24 protein-coding genes are annotated in these 13490 nt (G+C 40.1%); 1 reads left to right on the forward strand and 23 read right to left on the reverse strand.

What is annotated here, in order from left to right; translation table 11 throughout:
• Positions 1-464: 464 nt before the first annotated feature.
• Positions 465-956 (forward strand): GNAT family N-acetyltransferase, encoded by a 492-nt coding sequence (locus AC1DUD_RS14505; protein ID WP_477375496.1) that lies wholly within the window; start codon positions 465-467, stop codon positions 954-956.
• Positions 957-1034: 78 nt separating this feature from the next.
• Here the strand turns inward: AC1DUD_RS14505 and AC1DUD_RS14510 are convergent, their stop codons facing one another.
• The 23 genes from AC1DUD_RS14510 to rplP form a co-directional block, all read right to left on the reverse strand.
• The gene (locus tag AC1DUD_RS14510) at positions 1035-1517 is read right to left on the reverse strand and encodes a hypothetical protein (protein ID WP_477375498.1); all 483 of its coding nucleotides are present in this window, start codon (positions 1515-1517) and stop codon (positions 1035-1037) included.
• 613 nt (positions 1518-2130) lie between these two features.
• Entirely contained in the window at positions 2131-2682 is a 552-nt protein-coding gene (gene rplQ / locus AC1DUD_RS14515) for a 50S ribosomal protein L17 (RefSeq protein WP_477375500.1), read from the reverse strand.
• Positions 2683-2835: 153 nt separating this feature from the next.
• Complete coding sequence (locus tag AC1DUD_RS14520; protein ID WP_110585880.1) at positions 2836-3828, reverse strand: DNA-directed RNA polymerase subunit alpha; 993 nt, start codon at positions 3826-3828, stop codon at positions 2836-2838.
• A 193-nt stretch (positions 3829-4021) separates the two neighbouring features.
• Positions 4022-4630 carry a 30S ribosomal protein S4 gene (gene rpsD, locus AC1DUD_RS14525; RefSeq protein WP_110585879.1) on the reverse strand — a complete coding sequence of 203 codons (609 nt, stop codon included), beginning with the start codon at positions 4628-4630 and terminating at the stop codon, positions 4022-4024.
• 67 nt (positions 4631-4697) lie between these two features.
• Entirely contained in the window at positions 4698-5087 is a 390-nt protein-coding gene (gene rpsK / locus AC1DUD_RS14530; protein ID WP_112574505.1) for a 30S ribosomal protein S11, read from the reverse strand.
• Positions 5088-5221: 134 nt separating this feature from the next.
• Positions 5222-5599, reverse strand: a complete 378-nt coding sequence (rpsM, locus tag AC1DUD_RS14535; RefSeq protein ID WP_090529226.1) for a 30S ribosomal protein S13 — start codon at positions 5597-5599, stop codon at positions 5222-5224.
• Between the two features lie 91 nt (positions 5600-5690).
• The gene (ykgO, locus tag AC1DUD_RS14540) at positions 5691-5807 is read right to left on the reverse strand and encodes a type B 50S ribosomal protein L36 (protein WP_022833269.1); all 117 of its coding nucleotides are present in this window, start codon (positions 5805-5807) and stop codon (positions 5691-5693) included.
• Positions 5808-5811: 4 nt separating this feature from the next.
• Positions 5812-6030 carry a translation initiation factor IF-1 gene (gene infA, locus AC1DUD_RS14545; protein WP_022833270.1) on the reverse strand — a complete coding sequence of 73 codons (219 nt, stop codon included), beginning with the start codon at positions 6028-6030 and terminating at the stop codon, positions 5812-5814.
• Between the two features lie 64 nt (positions 6031-6094).
• The gene (map, locus tag AC1DUD_RS14550; RefSeq protein ID WP_477375504.1) at positions 6095-6886 is read right to left on the reverse strand and encodes a type I methionyl aminopeptidase; all 792 of its coding nucleotides are present in this window, start codon (positions 6884-6886) and stop codon (positions 6095-6097) included.
• Between the two features lie 6 nt (positions 6887-6892).
• Positions 6893-8236 (reverse strand): preprotein translocase subunit SecY, encoded by a 1344-nt coding sequence (gene secY / locus AC1DUD_RS14555; protein WP_477375506.1) that lies wholly within the window; start codon positions 8234-8236, stop codon positions 6893-6895.
• A gap of 5 nt (positions 8237-8241) precedes the next feature.
• Positions 8242-8688, reverse strand: coding sequence for a 50S ribosomal protein L15 (rplO, locus tag AC1DUD_RS14560; RefSeq protein ID WP_330861300.1), 447 nt, complete (start codon positions 8686-8688; stop codon positions 8242-8244).
• A gap of 4 nt (positions 8689-8692) precedes the next feature.
• Complete coding sequence (rpmD, locus tag AC1DUD_RS14565) at positions 8693-8872, reverse strand: 50S ribosomal protein L30 (protein WP_022833274.1); 180 nt, start codon at positions 8870-8872, stop codon at positions 8693-8695.
• 6 nt (positions 8873-8878) lie between these two features.
• On the reverse strand, positions 8879-9397 hold the full coding sequence (gene rpsE, locus AC1DUD_RS14570) for a 30S ribosomal protein S5 (RefSeq protein ID WP_090529238.1): 519 nt from the start codon (positions 9395-9397) through the stop codon (positions 8879-8881).
• 12 nt (positions 9398-9409) lie between these two features.
• Positions 9410-9760 carry a 50S ribosomal protein L18 gene (rplR, locus tag AC1DUD_RS14575; RefSeq protein ID WP_477375509.1) on the reverse strand — a complete coding sequence of 117 codons (351 nt, stop codon included), beginning with the start codon at positions 9758-9760 and terminating at the stop codon, positions 9410-9412.
• Between the two features lie 5 nt (positions 9761-9765).
• The gene (rplF, locus tag AC1DUD_RS14580; RefSeq protein WP_477375511.1) at positions 9766-10323 is read right to left on the reverse strand and encodes a 50S ribosomal protein L6; all 558 of its coding nucleotides are present in this window, start codon (positions 10321-10323) and stop codon (positions 9766-9768) included.
• A 17-nt stretch (positions 10324-10340) separates the two neighbouring features.
• Positions 10341-10739, reverse strand: coding sequence for a 30S ribosomal protein S8 (gene rpsH, locus AC1DUD_RS14585; RefSeq protein ID WP_377023524.1), 399 nt, complete (start codon positions 10737-10739; stop codon positions 10341-10343).
• Positions 10740-10886: 147 nt separating this feature from the next.
• A complete protein-coding gene (rpsN, locus tag AC1DUD_RS14590) occupies positions 10887-11156 on the reverse strand; it encodes a 30S ribosomal protein S14 (protein ID WP_091215973.1) in 270 nt (89 codons plus the stop codon).
• Entirely contained in the window at positions 11149-11712 is a 564-nt protein-coding gene (rplE, locus tag AC1DUD_RS14595) for a 50S ribosomal protein L5 (RefSeq protein ID WP_091149795.1), read from the reverse strand. The genes rpsN and rplE overlap by 8 nt, the downstream gene beginning before the upstream one ends.
• A complete protein-coding gene (rplX, locus tag AC1DUD_RS14600) occupies positions 11712-12041 on the reverse strand; it encodes a 50S ribosomal protein L24 (RefSeq protein ID WP_121233543.1) in 330 nt (109 codons plus the stop codon). The genes rplE and rplX overlap by 1 nt, the downstream gene beginning before the upstream one ends.
• A 1-nt stretch (position 12042) precedes the next feature.
• Positions 12043-12411: a 50S ribosomal protein L14 gene (gene rplN, locus AC1DUD_RS14605; RefSeq protein WP_090529260.1), complete on the reverse strand. Its 369-nt coding sequence runs from the start codon at positions 12409-12411 to the stop codon at positions 12043-12045.
• 1 nt (position 12412) lies between these two features.
• Positions 12413-12667, reverse strand: coding sequence for a 30S ribosomal protein S17 (gene rpsQ, locus AC1DUD_RS14610; protein WP_477375617.1), 255 nt, complete (start codon positions 12665-12667; stop codon positions 12413-12415).
• Positions 12668-12692: 25 nt separating this feature from the next.
• Positions 12693-12902, reverse strand: coding sequence for a 50S ribosomal protein L29 (gene rpmC / locus AC1DUD_RS14615; protein ID WP_022830221.1), 210 nt, complete (start codon positions 12900-12902; stop codon positions 12693-12695).
• A gap of 122 nt (positions 12903-13024) precedes the next feature.
• Entirely contained in the window at positions 13025-13447 is a 423-nt protein-coding gene (gene rplP, locus AC1DUD_RS14620; RefSeq protein ID WP_090529269.1) for a 50S ribosomal protein L16, read from the reverse strand.
• Positions 13448-13490: the final 43 nt, after the last annotated feature.

The following is a 13490-nucleotide window of genomic DNA, read 5'->3' on the forward strand; positions in this document are numbered from 1 at the left end:
GGAATTTATAGAATTAAAGAATTATCAGAATGACAGGAAAATTCGATAAATTCCCTATTCATTTAATTCGGGTTTGACCAAAAATCAGCGAAATCAATGCAATCATTCTAATCAACGGTTCTGAATAATGGCGTTGCCTGCGGCCCGGGCTATCCGCTACAAGTCCTCGCCTTACCTGCCCGCAAACCCAATCGCGCTGTGGGCTTTCCGCTACTATCCCTAACGCGCTTTACGTTTTTATAAATTGCTAAAGGTTTCTGATTAAAATCCTTACTTTTATATCAATAAAGCAAAACGCCTCTGTTACTTAACACACTCAACAGGCTCATCACACTGCCTGGAATTGTATAACAAACAGCCATAACACACCGGCTGTACCTTCACTTTAAAAAAAGCGAACTGGTTTCTTATTGTTATTTAATTCAAAACATCCAATGTTTTTTATCCAATCACAACGGTTAAAAATGATACCGTTAACACATGAACAATTACTGTTACTTAAACAAGACCGCAAGCTGCTGGAGCTGTCATTAGGCTTAACCACTTCGGCTATGTTGATAGATCCTTTATATATCAAAGAAATTTATGACGCCTTCGATAGTTTCTGGCTGCCTAACACACTTGCGTTCCCCGATAAATACCTCTGGTATACCGGCTGGGAGATCGTTCTTAAAAGCACCAACACCGTTATCGGCGGCATGGGCTTTGCCGGTTATCCCAACCTTAATGGAGAAGCAGAAATAGGCTACATGATCGATGCCAACCAACATAACAAAGGTTTCGCCACCGAAGCTTTACAACTGCTTTCGCAGTGGGCATTTAGCCATGAGTTTGTACAAGCTGTCATAGTGCATACGTATGGCGATAACCTGCCATCAAGAAGGATCCTTGATAAATGTGGCTTTACCCTTACAGATGACACCGCAGGATTGCTCACCTATAAGTTAACCAGGTAACAGCAGTAAAAAAATAAAGACTTACGATTACTGCCCAAAAGGATATCGCAAGTCTTTAAATATCTATTAAAATATCAATTACTTTGCCGCATTGATCAGCGGGGTTTGGTCGTAATAAGCTATTTCTACAGTTATTTTCCCGGCTTTATTAAATTCGTCAAACTGCACCAGGTGAAATTTTGCTGTTTTCTTTGTTTTTTTGTTTACCGTAGTCACTGTCCACCATGATTGTACAGTAAAGGGATCTTTGTCATATTCCAGGCCATCAGGGTATCCTACTTTTACAATCTTTATCTGTCCCCAGTCTTTCGCAATAGCCGCCCAACCTTTTTTCTGATCAGCAAGGGAAATCTTCTTGGGGCTCGTCGGATCATAAAATATCGCCGTGTCGGCATACAGTTTTGCCAAACCAGTCCAGTCCTGTTTGATAAACAGGTTGGTGGAGTTATTCACAATAGTAATGTATGGGTGTTCTTTATAAATGATGCCGTTTTTCTTAGGGGCTTGTGCAAATGTACTGCCGGCTAACAGTACAAAAAGCACGATCAAAAAATTTCTCATCGTTTTAAGATTTAAGGGTTAAACTTGATTATAATTCCACTTAAATTTAAAAACAATAATCCGGAAAAACATACTAATTCACTGATTATTAGAAAGCTACACAATAAACAATATTATATCGGATAGTGAAATTTTTGTAAGCCTAACAATATAAAAAACATATTATCAGTTAAAGGCCTATTTAAAATCAATTTCCTTCGTTAAAGCGCTTTCTCATAAAAATCCTGACCAATACAAAAATCGCCCTTGTTTCGCCACTATCCATCATAAGTTTGAAAACGATTATCCTTGCTACGTTTAATGTCAAGCGAACTATGAAGGTAAAATGGTATTATCATATCGTCATGCTGAACTTGTTTCAGCACCCCACAAGAAAGATAGGCGATTTGTTTAGCACACGGCTTAGCAAATGAGGTGTTGAAACAAGTTCAACATGACGGCAATTTTTAATCATGCCACAGACAGAATAGCAGATCAATATTTCAGCTTCGCAGTATACAAGTTCAATCGCTGTAATAACGCCTATTTTTAACCACCTCCAAATTTTCTATAAAACAAAAACGCCCGGTTCAAATGAACCGGGCGTTTTTAATATCCGAAAGGGAATAATAAATTATTCGCCTTTTTCAGCGTTTTCTTCGTTTTCAGAAGTTGCAGGTGCTTCAGCAGCTGGTTCTTCTTTAACGTCTTCAACCACTACAGCTTCTTCCGCAGCTACCGGAGCAGCAGTTTTAGCTTTTGCAGCAGAACCACCACGACGACGTGTTGATTTCTTAGCAGGAGCAGAAGCGTCAGTACCGTAAACAGTGTTGTAATCAACAAGCTCGATGATCGCCATTTCAGCGTTATCGCCTAAACGGTTTTCTAACTTGATGATACGAGTGTAACCACCTGGGCGGTTAGCAATTTTCTCAGCAACCTCGCGGAAAAGGATCGAAGTAGCGTCTTTATCTTGCAGGTAGCTAAATACTGTACGACGTGAGTGCGTAGTATCGCTTTTTGATTTTGTTAAAAGTGGCTCAACATAACCGCGTAAAACTTTTGCTTTTGCTAATGTTGTAGTGATACGCTTGTGTAAAATAAGCGAAGTTGCCATGTTAGCCAGCATCGCTTTGCGGTGGCTGGTAGTACGGCCTAAGTGATTGTTTTTGTTTCCGTGTCTCATTGTTTTATATATTTCACGTGCATACCGTTGGGCGATAGACTCAAGCCCTCGGAATTATGCTTTCGCTTAATGTTTGCAACAAGAATCAAGAGTCAAGAAATCAAGAGTCAAGACAAAAGTCTTTCTTCTTGCTTCTCACGTCTTGCTTCTTTCTTATTCTTCGTCTAACTTAAATTTAGACAGGTTCATACCAAAAGATAAGCCTTTTGATTTAACCAGATCCTGGATCTCAGTTAACGATTTTTTACCAAAGTTCCTGAATTTTAACATGTCAGCAACATCGTACGATACCAGATCAGCCAGGCTGCGGATATCAGCAGCTTTAAGGCAATTAAGGGCACGTACAGAAAGGTCAAGATCAACCAATTCAGTTTTAAGGATCTTACGCATGTGCAGGATCTCTTCGTCAACTTCTTTGGTTTCTTCTTTAGCCTGTGCTTCAAGCATCATGTTTTCATCGCTGAACAGCATAAAGTGCTGGATCAGGATTTTAGCTGCTTCTTTCAAAGCATCTTCAGGATGAATAGAACCGTCTGTAGCAATATCCAATACTAATTTTTCATAGTCGGTTTTTTGCTCAACACGATAGTTTTCGATGGTATATTTAACGTTTTTGATTGGGGTATAGATCGAATCGATAGCTATAACACCAACGTTAGCGTCAGGATTTTTATTTTCCTCGCTTGGTACGTAACCACGGCCTTTACCTACAGTAAGCTCAACTTCAAGCGTTACAGCAGGGTCCATGTTACAAAGTACCAAATCAGGATTTAATACAGTAAAGTTGTTAGAGAACTTGGTGATATCCCCTGCCCTAAATGCATCCTGGCCATTTACAATAACAAATATTTTCTCGCTGTCGCCAGATTCACCTGTTTTCTTAAAACGAACTTGTTTAAGGTTCAGGATGATCTCGGTTACATCTTCAACAACACCTTTGATGGTTGAAAACTCATGCGTAACTCCCGAAAAACGTACAGAAGTGATTGCAAAACCCTCAAGTGATGAAAGTAAGATACGACGCAGAGCATTACCAATGGTTACACCAAAACCTGGTTCTAACGGACGAAATTCAAACGTACCATCAAAATCATTTGCTTTTTGCATGATAACCTTGTCTGGTTTTTGAAATGCTAAAATTGCCATTTATATCCTTTATTTATTGTTTACTTAATTAATAGATCTGAGATTTGAGATATTAGATTTAAGGCATTTAATCTGCCTGTATTCAACTATCTGGTACCTAAGAACATTCCTATGATTGATTTGTTTACGTATGTAACCAGAAATGAGATTTGAGAACAAGTCCCAAATCTCACATCTAATATCCAATATCTTATTATTTTGAGTACAACTCGACGATCAGGTTTTCCTTGATGTTTTCAGGAATCTCATCGCGGTTAGGATAGTTAAGGAATTTACCTGTTAAGGCATTTGCATCCCATTCTAACCAGCTGTATTTGTTGATTCTTCTTCCGGCCACTGAAGTAGTGATAGCTTCTAATGATTTAGATTTTTCACGTACTGCAACCACGTCACCAGCTTTCAATGCATATGAAGCGATGTTTACAACAGCACCGTTAACAGTGATGTGTTTGTGGTTAACCAATTGACGTGCTGCTGAACGTGTAGGAGCAATACCTAAACGAAAAACAGCATTGTCTAAACGTGCCTCTAAAAATTTCAACAGGTTTTCGCCTGTGATACCTTCTTTAGCAGAAGCACGGTGAAATAAGTTTTCGAACTGACGCTCTAATACACCGTAAGTGTATTTAACTTTTTGTTTCTCTTGCAACTGAGTTGAATACTCTGATTGCTTTCCACGACGTTTTGACGCGCCATGTTGGCCCGGTGGATAGTTTTTACGATCTAACGCTTTGTCCGGACCGAAAATCGGCTCACGGAAACGACGGGCAATTTTGGACTTTGGTCCTGTATATCTGGCCATTTTTGTGTGTTCTTAAAGTATCAAGCAACCTGTAGCTGCTGAATCTTAGCTTTAAAAAATATGTTAATTAAACTCTTCTTCTTTTTGAAGGACGGCAACCATTGTGTGGAAGCGGTGTAATATCTTTAATCGTAGTTACTTCGATACCTGCAGTTTGCAAAGTACGGATAGCTGACTCACGACCGGCACCAGGGCCTTTTACAAATACTTCAACTTTACGTAAACCTAAGTCATAAGCAACTTTACCGCAATCGGCAGCAGCCTGACCGGCAGCATAAGGAGTATTCTTTTTTGAACCTTTGAAGCCCATTTTACCAGCAGATGACCAAGAAATAGCCTGGCCTGTTTTGTTGGTAAGGGTGATGATGATGTTGTTGAAAGTAGCATTGATATGCGCTTCGCCAACAGGCTCAACAATCACAATGCGTTTCTTGGTTACTTTTTTAGCTTTAGCCATTTTTTTAATTTTTGAATTAATGAATTACTGAATTAGCGAATAATTCGGACTCATTAATTATAATTTTCAAATGAGGTATTCCTGGCGATCTCACAGCGACAACTACTCACCGCTCTCTACTCACCAATCACTTACTACTTAGTAGCTTTTTTCTTGTTAGCAACTGTTTTACGTTTTCCTTTACGGGTACGTGAGTTGTTTTTAGTACGCTGACCACGTAATGGTAAACCTTTACGGTGACGTGTACCACGGTAACAACCAATATCCATCAAACGCTTAATGTTAAGCTGCACTTCTGAACGTAATGCACCTTCAACCTTAATTTGGTCGTTGATAATTCCGCGTATAGAAGATAATTGCTCATCGGTCCAGTCTTGTACTTTGATGTTAAAATCAATACCAGCCTCAGTCAAAATTCTTTGAGCTGTTGAGCGGCCAATACCGAAAATGTAAGTAAGTCCGATTTCTCCTCTTTTATTCTTTGGTAAATCAATACCTGATATCCTTGCCATATTTTCTTGTAATTTATTGAGTTATCGAATTATTGAACTATCGAATCGCTATCATCAGTAATTCAATCATTCTCCAATTCAGTAATTGTTCTTAGCCCTGGCGTTGTTTAAACTTCGGGTTCTTTTTGTTAATAACGTAAAGTTTCCCGTTACGGCGGATGATCTTGCAATCAGCGCTGCGCTTTTTGATGGATGCTCTAACTTTCATCTTTTTATTTATATCTATAGGTTATTCTACCCTTTGTTAAGTCGTACGGACTCATTTCCAATTTCACCCTGTCACCAGGAAGAATTTTAATGTAGTGCATACGCATTTTGCCCGATATGTGCGCTATAATCTCATGACCATTTTCAAGTTCAACCCTGAACATTGCATTTGACAATGCCTCTCTAATTGTACCGTCTTGCTCAATCGAAGATTGTTTAGCCATATTTTGTTGATTATTACTTAATTATCCGCCCTAAAACCGGGATGCAAAATTAATAAAAAATTATTTAATTATTATTTTTTTCTTTTAAAACATTTTCTACGTAATCAAACGTCGATAAAATGTCTGGTGTACCTTTGCGTACTGCTACAGTATGCTCGTAATGTGCCGAAGGCTTCTTGTCAGACGTTGAAACTGTCCAGCCATCATCCCAAAACTTAACACCGGCACGGCCTGCATTAATCATGGGCTCAATAGCTATCACCATTCCTTCTTCCAGTTTGATACCCGCACCGCGTTTGCCATAGTTAGGCACTTCAGGCTTTTCGTGCAGCTTTAAACCTACACCATGGCCTACCAATTCCTTTACTACACCAAAGCCGTTCTTCTCGGCATGTTCCTGTACTGCATAGCCAATGTCACCTATACGCATTCCTACCACCGCTTTCTCAACACCCAGCTTCAAGCATTCCTGCGTAACACGCATCAGCTTTTTAACCTGGTCGCTTACTTCGCCAATGGCAAAGGTATAAGCCGAGTCGCCGTAGTATTTATTTAAAACAACACCACAATCAACCGATACCAGGTCGCCTTCTGTTAAAACATGCGATCCGGGAAAGCCGTGTACAACCTGATCATTCAGAGAGATACACAGTGAATAAGGAAATCCGTGATAGTTTAAAAAGGCAGGAATACCGCCATTATCCCGTATAAAGGTTTCGGCAAGTTTATCCAGTTCAATTGTTTTAACACCCGGAGCGATAACCTTAGCTATCTCTCCGAGTGTTTTAGAAACAAGTAAAGAACTTTCTCTTATGAGTTCTATCTCTTCGACAGACTTATAATTGATTTTTGACATTACTAATTAAATCGCTGTCGGACTGGTACCGGCAGCGGCAGGCATAGCTGTACGTCCCTTAATTCGTCCGGTTTTCATTAAACCATCATAATGGCGCATCAACAGGTGACTTTCTATTTGCTGTAGTGTATCCAAAACAACACCTACCAGGATGATCAGCGATGTACCGCCAAAAAACCTTGCAAATACCGGAGATACACCAACCAAACTGGCAAGTGCCGGAATGATTGCTATAATAGCCAGGAATACTGATCCTGGTAAAGTTATCCTTGAAATTACGCCATCAATAAACTCGGCGGTAGTACGGCCTGGTTTGATGCCCGGTATAAAGCCACCGTTCTTTTTCATATCATCAGCCATTTGGTTAGGGTTAACCGTAATAGCAGTATAGAAATAAGTGAACAGGATGATCAGGATACCAAACAGCAGGTTATGCTCCCATGAGTTATAGTTAGCCAAAGCTATTAATATACCGTTTGACGATACATTAGGGAAAAACTGCGATACAGTTTGCGGGATAAACATCAAAGCTTGCGCAAAGATGATCGGCATTACACCTGCAGCATTTACCTTTAAAGGTATATACTGGCGCACACCGCCATATTGTTTATTACCCACAATACGCTTAGCGTATTGTACCGAAATTTTACGTGTTCCCTGTACTATTAGTATAGTAAACATTACCACACCGATAAGTGCCACAATCTCAACAATGAAAGCGATCAAACCACCTGCACCGCTATTACGCGAAATGAACTCGTTAGCAAAAGCCATTGGTAACTGGGCTATGATACCCACCATGATGATGAGCGATATACCATTACCGATACCTTTATCCGTGATCTTTTCACCCAACCACATTACGAATAATGTACCTGCCGTTAATACAAACGTATTAAGGAAGATGAAGGTGAAAGGATCAGCAATAGTCCTTGCATCGGCAGCAACCTGCGATTTAAGGTAACCTATAGCTTGTAAAAAGGTAATAGCTATTGTTAGGTAGCGGGTCCATTGGTTAAGCTTGTTGCGCCCGCTTTCACCTTCTTTTTGCAATTTGGTAAAATACGGAACGGCAATACCCAGCAGTTGCACCACAATTGAAGCCGAAATGTAAGGCATAACACCTAACGCGAAAATAGAGGAACGTGAAAACGAACCTCCCGCAAACATATTCAGCAATCCTACTAATCCTTCTGCCTTTTGGGTTGATGCTACCGCAGCGTTAACGCCGGGTAAAACCACGAATGAGCCTACACGATATATTAAAAGAAATAAGAGTGTGTTAATAATACGCACTCTCAGATCTTCGATTTTCCAGATATTGGATAATGTGGTGAAAAATTTCTTCATCGAAATTATAACTTAACTATGGTACCACCTGCAGCTTCAATAGCTTTTTGAGCTGTAGCAGTAAATGCATGTGCTTTAACTTCTAATTTGGCAGTAAGCTCACCACGGCCAAGGATCTTGACCTGGTCGTTACGTGATACCAAACCGTGCTCTTTCAAAGTATCAAAATCAACAGCTGTAAGCGAAAACTTTGTTACTAATTCCTGAAGTACGTCAAGGTTTACACCTGTGTACTCAACACGGTTAGGGTTTTTAAAGCCTACCTTAGGCACACGGCGCTGTAAAGGCATCTGACCGCCTTCAAAGCCTACCTTAGTGCTGGTACCTGAACGTGAACCGGCGCCTTTGTGACCACGGGTTGACGTACCGCCACGGCCAGAACCTGTACCACGGCCAATTCTTTTTCTATTTTTGGTTGAACCTTCTGCAGGTTTTAAATTACTTAAATTCATGATATTAAATATTTTCAACCGCTACCAGGTGGTTCACTTTCCTAACCATCCCAACTATAGCAGGTGTAGCCTCAACTTCCACACTGTGGTTAATTTTACGCAAGCCTAAAGCCTCGATTGTTTTTTTCTGGCGTTCCGTTCTGTCGATCACGCTCTTAATCTGTGTTATTTTGATCTTAGCCATGACTGATTATCCGTTAAATACTTTACCTAAACTAATTCCGCGCTGTTGTGCTACTGTATTTGCATCACGTAACTGGGCTAATGCCGATACGGTTGCTTTTACCACGTTGTGCGGGTTTGATGAACCTTTTGATTTTGCCAATACATTGTGTACACCTGCCGACTCTAATACGGCACGCATAGCACCACCAGCAATTACACCGGTACCGTTAGCAGCTGGTTTAATGAAAACAAAACCACCGCTAAATTTACCAATTTGCTCATGAGGTACAGTTCCGTTAATGATTGGAACTTTTACCAGGTTCTTTTTAGCATCATCAATGCCTTTAGCAATAGCTTCAGTCACCTCTTTAGCTTTACCTAAACCGTAACCTACAACACCGTTTTCATCACCTACTACTACGATAGCAGAGAAGCTGAAAGTACGGCCACCTTTGGTTACTTTGGCAACACGCTGTATGCTTACCAAGCGGTCTTTTAATTCGATCTCGCTTGTTTTTACTCTTTTTATGTTGATTGTTGACATTTCTCTTTTCGATTAAAAGTTTAAACCACCTTCACGTGCACCTTCAGCCAATGACTTAACACGGCCATGGTACAGGTAACCGTTCCTGTCGAAAACCACATCTTTAATACCTGCGGCGATAGCCTTTGAAGCTACCAGTTTGCCTACAGCTATTGACTGATCTGATTTTGAACCTTCAGCGGCAAATTCTTTTGACAAAGATGATGCTGATACTAAAGTTTTACCGGTTACATCGTCAATGATCTGCGCATAAATACCTTTATTACTTCTAAATACTGACAGGCGGGGACGCTCTGTTGACCCTGAAAGGCGCTTTCTGATGCCTTTTTTAATCCTGTCTCTTCTTGATAGTTTAGCTCCCATGACGATTATTTTTTAGATGCTGATTTACCTGCTTTTCTTCTTAATATTTCGCCCTGGAACTTAATACCTTTACCTTTGTAAGGCTCTGGAGCACGTAACGAACGTATTTTAGCTGCTACCTGGCCAATTAACTGTTTGTCAATTGATTCAAGTATAATGGTTGGGTTTTTACCCTTATCAGCAGTGGTTGTAACTTTAATTTCTTGTGGTAATTCAAATACATAGTGGTGAGAGTAACCCAACACTAAATCTAATGTATTACCTGTATTGGTTGCACGGTAACCTACACCCACTAATTCCTGGGTCACTTTGTAACCTTCAGTTACACCAATTACCATGTTATTTAAAAGCGCACGGTATAAACCATGTAATGCTTTGTGACGTTTTTGTTCGGACGGACGTTGAACCAGTAACTGGCCGTCTTCCTGTGCAATAGTGATATCGCTATCAATTGCCTGTTGCAACTCACCTTTAGGACCTTTAACGGTAACAACATTCTCTGCTGATACTGTAATGGTTACTCCTTGTGGCAGTGCTATCGGTGCTTTTCCTACTCTTGACATTGCTTAAATTTCTTCTATTAATAAACGTAGCATAAAACCTCACCACCAACATTTTGCTGACGTGCCTCTTTATCAGACATAACGCCTTTTGATGTTGACAGGATGGCGATTCCTAAACCATTTAATACGCGTGGTAAATTGCTTGTACCTGCATATTTCCTCAAACCTGGTTTACTGATACGCGAAATGCTGCGGATTGCAGAAATTTTAGTTATCGGGTGGTACTTTAAAGCAACTTTAATGCTGCCCTGAGGACCATTGTCTTCAAACTTGTAATTTGCGATGTAACCTTTGTCGAAAAGCACCTTAGTGATTTCCTTTTTCAGATTTGATGCAGGAATTTCAACAACCCGGTGGTTGGCTTTAATAGCATTCCTTACTCTTGTAAGATAATCTGCGATTGGATCTGTATTCATTTTATTGTGTTATGACGGTGGTTTCCTTCCCGTAACATCCGGGGCGACCTTCCATCGGTTAAATTCATTTTTCAAGCTCAACGCATAAAGCAAAAAGCCTAAAGCTTTTATGCCTTACGCTTTTCGCCTTTTGCTTTCAGCTTTTGCTTACCAGCTTGCTTTTTTTACTCCCGGGATCTTGCCTTCAAGAGCCATTTCACGGAATGTAACACGTGAAATGCCAAACTGACGCATGTAACCACGAGGGCGGCCGGTTAATTTGCAACGGTTGTGCAATTTTACCGGTGATGATGCTTTTGGTAATTTATCTAAAGCAGCGTAATCACCTGCTTCTTTCAAAGCAGCTCTTTTTTCAGCGAATTTAGCTACTAATTTTGCGCGCTTTACTTCACGTGCTTTTACACCTTCTTTAGCCATTGCTATTTTGATTTTTAAATGGTAAACCAAATTGTTTCAACAACTCCAATGCTTCAACATCGTTTGTTGCGGAGGTTACAAAGGTAATATCCATACCTTGGATTTTATTGATTTTGTCAATATTTATCTCAGGGAAGATAATTTGCTCAGTAATACCTAATGTATAGTTGCCTCTTCCGTCAAAACCTTTATCGTTAATGCCTTTGAAGTCACGGATACGTGGCAGGGCAACAGCGATTAAACGATCCAAAAACTCATACATTGTGTTGTCACGCAGGGTAACACGTACGCCAACCGGCATATTTTTACGCAATTTAAAGTTTGAGATATCTTTTTTAGATTTTGAAGATACTGCTTGCTGACCAGTGATGGTAGTTAACTCAGTAATGGTGTTTTCGATCAATTTCTTGTCGGTAGTTGCACCACCTACACCCTGGTTAATGGCAATTTTCTCCAATTTAGGAACCTGCATTACGCTTTTGTACTGAAACTTATCTTTCAGTGCGGTGCGGATCTCGTCCTTGTATTTTGTTTTTAATCTTGGTATGTAAGTCATTACTTAATTTCCTCCCCTGATTTTTTTGCTACCCTTACTAATTTGCCGGCGTCATTTTTTTGACGGCCAACACGGGTTGGATTTCCTGATTTAGGATCAACCAGCATTAGGTTTGAAATATGTATAGCAGCTTCTTGTTTAACAATTCCGCCGTTAGGGTTAGCAGCATTAGGTTTGGTATGTTTTGATACCATATTGGCACCTTCAACAATAGCCCTGTTCTTATCTACCAAAACCTCAACGATTTTGCCTTGTGATCCTTTTGAATCGCCGGCGATAACTTTAACCAGGTCGCCTTTACGGATCTTTAATTTTACTTTCTTTTCCATGTTACAATACCTCCGGTGCTAATGATACAATTTTCATAAATTGTTTCTCGCGCAGTTCCCTTGCAACAGGGCCAAAGATACGTGTACCTCTTGGCTCGTCCTGGTTGTTTAACAACACAGCTGCGTTATCGTCGAAACGGATATATGAACCGTCTTTTCTACGGATCTCTTTTTTAGTGCGCACAACTACGGCTTTTGATACGGTACCTTTTTTCACGTTACCTGATGGTAAAGCGCTTTTTACGGTAACCACAATTTTATCGCCGATTGATGCATACCTTTTACCGGTACCACCCAATACACGGATCACTAAAACTTCTTTAGCGCCGCTATTGTCGGCTACTGTTAATCTTGATTCCTGTTGTACCATCTTATTTAGCCCTTTCTAAAATTTCAACTAATCGCCAGTTTTTGGTTTTGCTCAGCGGGCGGGTTTCCATGATCAATACTGTATCGCCTACGCCACAAGTATTAGTTTCGTCATGAGCCTTAAATTTGGTAGTTTTTTTTACGAACTTACCGTAGATAGGGTGTTTCACCTTACGTTCAACGGCTACAACGATAGATTTATCCATCTTGTTGCTAACTACGAGGCCGGTACGTGTTTTTCTTAAATTTCTTTCCAATTCCATTTTCCGAATGTTTAAAAAATTAATTTTTATCAGAAGCGGCCGCCGCTTTACGTTTTGTTAATTCAGTATTTAACTGAGCAATTCCCTTGCGTACTTTTGTTATACGGGATGGGTTCTCAATAGCTGAAACTGCATGAGCAAATTTCAATTTGGTAAGGGTAGCCCTTTCCTCGCTGATCTTAGCAACAATCTCTTCAGTTGATAGGCCCAAAATTTCTGAGTTCTTCATTTTTCTTTGTTATTTGTTGTCTGTTGGTAAGTTTAAACGTTGTATCGTTTCATTTGATGGGTGAAATTCGGCATCTAACTTCACAACATTAAAACTTTACAACTCTCAACTAACTCCTCAATTTATGCTTCTACGTAATCCCTACGTACAATAAATTTAGTTTGCACTGGTAATTTCTGTGCTGCAAGGCGTAAAGCCTCTTTAGCAACTTCCAAAGGCACACCTTCGGCTTCAAAAATGATCCTTCCGGGGCGTACTACCGCAACCCAGTATTCAGGAGCACCTTTACCTTTACCCATACGTACCTCTGCAGGTTTCTTGGTTACAGGTTTGTCAGGAAATATCCTGATCCAAACCTGGCCTTCACGTTTCATAAAACGTGTTACAGCGATACGTGCAGCCTCGATCTGACGGCTGGTGATCCATGCCGCTTCGAGTGATTTAACACCAAAAGATCCAAATGAAAGTTCAGCACCACGGGTGGCTAAACCTTTCATCCTGCCTTTTTGCATCTTTCTGAACTTCGTTCTTTTTGGCTGTAGCATTTTCTTAAGCTTTTATATCGTTATTCGATATTTGTCTTGTACT

The organism is Mucilaginibacter sp. P4_A11 (assembly GCF_056402535.1).

Coding starts and splice junctions, on each gene's coding strand:
- AC1DUD_RS14505 (WP_477375496.1), top strand. CDS start 465: ATGATACCGTTAACACATGAACAATTACTGTTACTTAAACAAGACCGC.
- AC1DUD_RS14510 (WP_477375498.1), bottom strand. CDS start 1,517: ATGAGAAATTTTTTGATCGTGCTTTTTGTACTGTTAGCCGGCAGTACA.
- rplQ (WP_477375500.1), bottom strand. CDS start 2,682: ATGAGACACGGAAACAAAAACAATCACTTAGGCCGTACTACCAGCCAC.
- AC1DUD_RS14520 (WP_110585880.1), bottom strand. CDS start 3,828: ATGGCAATTTTAGCATTTCAAAAACCAGACAAGGTTATCATGCAAAAA.
- rpsD (WP_110585879.1), bottom strand. CDS start 4,630: ATGGCCAGATATACAGGACCAAAGTCCAAAATTGCCCGTCGTTTCCGT.
- rpsK (WP_112574505.1), bottom strand. CDS start 5,087: ATGGCTAAAGCTAAAAAAGTAACCAAGAAACGCATTGTGATTGTTGAG.
- rpsM (WP_090529226.1), bottom strand. CDS start 5,599: ATGGCAAGGATATCAGGTATTGATTTACCAAAGAATAAAAGAGGAGAA.
- ykgO (WP_022833269.1), bottom strand. CDS start 5,807: ATGAAAGTTAGAGCATCCATCAAAAAGCGCAGCGCTGATTGCAAGATC.
- infA (WP_022833270.1), bottom strand. CDS start 6,030: ATGGCTAAACAATCTTCGATTGAGCAAGACGGTACAATTAGAGAGGCA.
- map (WP_477375504.1), bottom strand. CDS start 6,886: ATGTCAAAAATCAATTATAAGTCTGTCGAAGAGATAGAACTCATAAGA.
- secY (WP_477375506.1), bottom strand. CDS start 8,236: ATGAAGAAATTTTTCACCACATTATCCAATATCTGGAAAATCGAAGAT.
- rplO (WP_330861300.1), bottom strand. CDS start 8,688: ATGAATTTAAGTAATTTAAAACCTGCAGAAGGTTCAACCAAAAATAGA.
- rpmD (WP_022833274.1), bottom strand. CDS start 8,872: ATGGCTAAGATCAAAATAACACAGATTAAGAGCGTGATCGACAGAACG.
- rpsE (WP_090529238.1), bottom strand. CDS start 9,397: ATGTCAACAATCAACATAAAAAGAGTAAAAACAAGCGAGATCGAATTA.
- rplR (WP_477375509.1), bottom strand. CDS start 9,760: ATGGGAGCTAAACTATCAAGAAGAGACAGGATTAAAAAAGGCATCAGA.
- rplF (WP_477375511.1), bottom strand. CDS start 10,323: ATGTCAAGAGTAGGAAAAGCACCGATAGCACTGCCACAAGGAGTAACC.
- rpsH (WP_377023524.1), bottom strand. CDS start 10,739: ATGAATACAGATCCAATCGCAGATTATCTTACAAGAGTAAGGAATGCT.
- rpsN (WP_091215973.1), bottom strand. CDS start 11,156: ATGGCTAAAGAAGGTGTAAAAGCACGTGAAGTAAAGCGCGCAAAATTA.
- rplE (WP_091149795.1), bottom strand. CDS start 11,712: ATGACTTACATACCAAGATTAAAAACAAAATACAAGGACGAGATCCGC.
- rplX (WP_121233543.1), bottom strand. CDS start 12,041: ATGGAAAAGAAAGTAAAATTAAAGATCCGTAAAGGCGACCTGGTTAAA.
- rplN (WP_090529260.1), bottom strand. CDS start 12,411: ATGGTACAACAGGAATCAAGATTAACAGTAGCCGACAATAGCGGCGCT.
- rpmC (WP_022830221.1), bottom strand. CDS start 12,902: ATGAAGAACTCAGAAATTTTGGGCCTATCAACTGAAGAGATTGTTGCT.
- rplP (WP_090529269.1), bottom strand. CDS start 13,447: ATGCTACAGCCAAAAAGAACGAAGTTCAGAAAGATGCAAAAAGGCAGG.